The 1,860-nt window shown below is 69.0% G+C and carries 2 protein-coding genes; one reads left to right on the top strand and one right to left on the bottom strand.

What is annotated here, in order from left to right; genetic code table 11:
• Nucleotides 1-258: 258 nt before the first annotated feature.
• Nucleotides 259-582: a hypothetical protein gene (locus tag UK12_RS32440; protein ID WP_156179084.1), complete on the bottom strand. Its 324-nt coding sequence runs from the start codon at nt 580-582 to the stop codon at nt 259-261.
• Between the two features lie 161 nt (nt 583-743).
• On the opposite strand from UK12_RS32440, the gene UK12_RS32435 reads away from it, so the two are divergent.
• A partial coding sequence (locus UK12_RS32435; RefSeq protein ID WP_052682412.1) for an ISAs1 family transposase occupies nt 744-1,860 on the top strand: 1,117 nt, incomplete at its 3' end.

Here is a 1,860-nt window from a genome sequence, read left to right as displayed (position 1 = left end):
TCGCGGCAGCGATGTTGGTCCAGCCGGTCAGGCGTATGAGGCCGATGGCGAGGTTGCGCAGGGTGGCCATGGCGCGGGGTGCGGTGCCGGTGCGGACGCAAAGCGCCCTGCTTTTGTTCTGCCGCGCGGCCTTGGCGCCGGCCCCGACGGCGGCCTCTGCAGTAGCCAGGGCCCGTGGCCTGCCGTCCTCAGTCGCTCGCCGTGCCGGCCGTGACGCCAGGCCACGGGGTGCGAGGGCCGTCCGAGTGCACCTGAGGTTCAGCCGACGTTCGGTACCGGCAGGCCGAGTTCGCCGCAGGTCGACAGGGCGAGGTCGTATCCGGCGGACTCTAGTGAGAGGTGCCCTGGCCACTCGGTGCCGTCGACATCCCGGGTGAGGTCCCCCAGGTCGCCGCTGTCCTCTCGCCCGGCGCGGTGGATCTGTTCCACCACCGCTGGCTGGTAGGTCCGGCCGTCCAATCCCTGGAGCGCCCGGCACACCACCCGGTCCTCGGCCTGCCGATTCAGGTGCCACATTGTCCCGCCTGCCGATGCCAGCACGAGCGCCGCTGCCACCACCCCGAGCTTCTTTCCCCTTGTCACGGCGGAGATCATGCCAGAGCGCATACCGCCGGGCCACCCGATGCGTTGTCGGATCATGAGAGGGCTGGCGGGAGGGCGGCCCCCGTGGAGAAACAGCGGACGCAACCTCCGGTGATCTTGGTTGTCTAAGTCAGTCGATCAAGAATAGGGACGGCGTCCGCATGCCATCTTCCCCAATCGACGTCCTCGTGCGCCACCGCGAGGCCGTCACTCTGCCGTGCCCGCCAGACGAACTGCCCGGTCTGGATACCCTGGCCCAGATCCTGGAGCTGGTGCCTGACCCACGCCGTCGCCGGGGCTGCCGCTACCGGCTCGGGCCACTGCTCGCCCTGTGCGTGGTCGCGGTGCTGAGCGGGGCGAGTTCACTGGCACGGATCGCACGGTTCGCGGCCAGCTGCGACCGGGAACTGACGGACCGTCTCGGCTTGGCGGAGTCGACACCGGCCGCCACCACCCTGGGCCGACTCCTGGCCAAACTCGATGGGGACGCCTTCGACGACGCGGTCGGCGCCTACCTCGCCGCCCAGGCCACCGACTCCCTCACCGGCCAGGTACTGGCGGGCCTGGCCGTGGACGGCAAGACCGTACGCGGCAGCCGCACCGACGGCAACGCCATCCACCTGTTGGCCGCCGCCCTGCACGAGAGCCAGATCGTCATCGCGCAACGCCAGGTCGAGGCCAAGAGCAACGAAATCCCCGCCTTCGCCCCTCTACTGGAAGGACTAGACCTGCGCGGGATCGTGGTGACTGCAGACGCGATGCACACCCAGCGCGCGCACGCCCGCTACCTGGTCCAGGACAAGCACGCCCACTACCTCCTGGTAGTGAAGGGCAATCAGAAGAAGCTGCGCAGGCAACTGAAGAAGCTGCCCTGGCGTGAGATTCCGCTGCTGGACCGCACCGACGCCATTGGCCACGGCCGCCGCGAGGTCCGCCGGCTGAAGGCCTGTACCGTCCAGCCCGGCCTACTGTTCGCGCATGCCGTCCAGGCCATCGAGATCAAGCGCCGCCGCACCAATCGCAAGACCGTCAAGACCACCGTCAAGACCATCTACGCGGTCACCAGCCTGACCGTAGACCAAGCGACCCCCGGCCAGCTCGCGCAACTGATCCAGAATCACTGGTCGGTCGAGGCGTTGCACCACATTCGCGACGTCACCTTCGGCGAGGACGCCTCCCGCGTCCGCACCGGCACCGCACCCCGCGCCATGGCCACCCTGCGCAACCTCGCCATCGGCCTCATACGCCTGACCGGCTGGACCAACATCGCTGCCGCGA

The sequence above is a fragment of the Saccharothrix sp. ST-888 genome (assembly GCF_000955975.1).
GTDB lineage: Bacteria > Actinomycetota > Actinomycetes > Streptomycetales > Streptomycetaceae > Kitasatospora.
The sequence above is the reverse complement of the archived record's forward strand: the minus strand, read 5'-3'. Positions and strand labels throughout refer to the sequence as shown.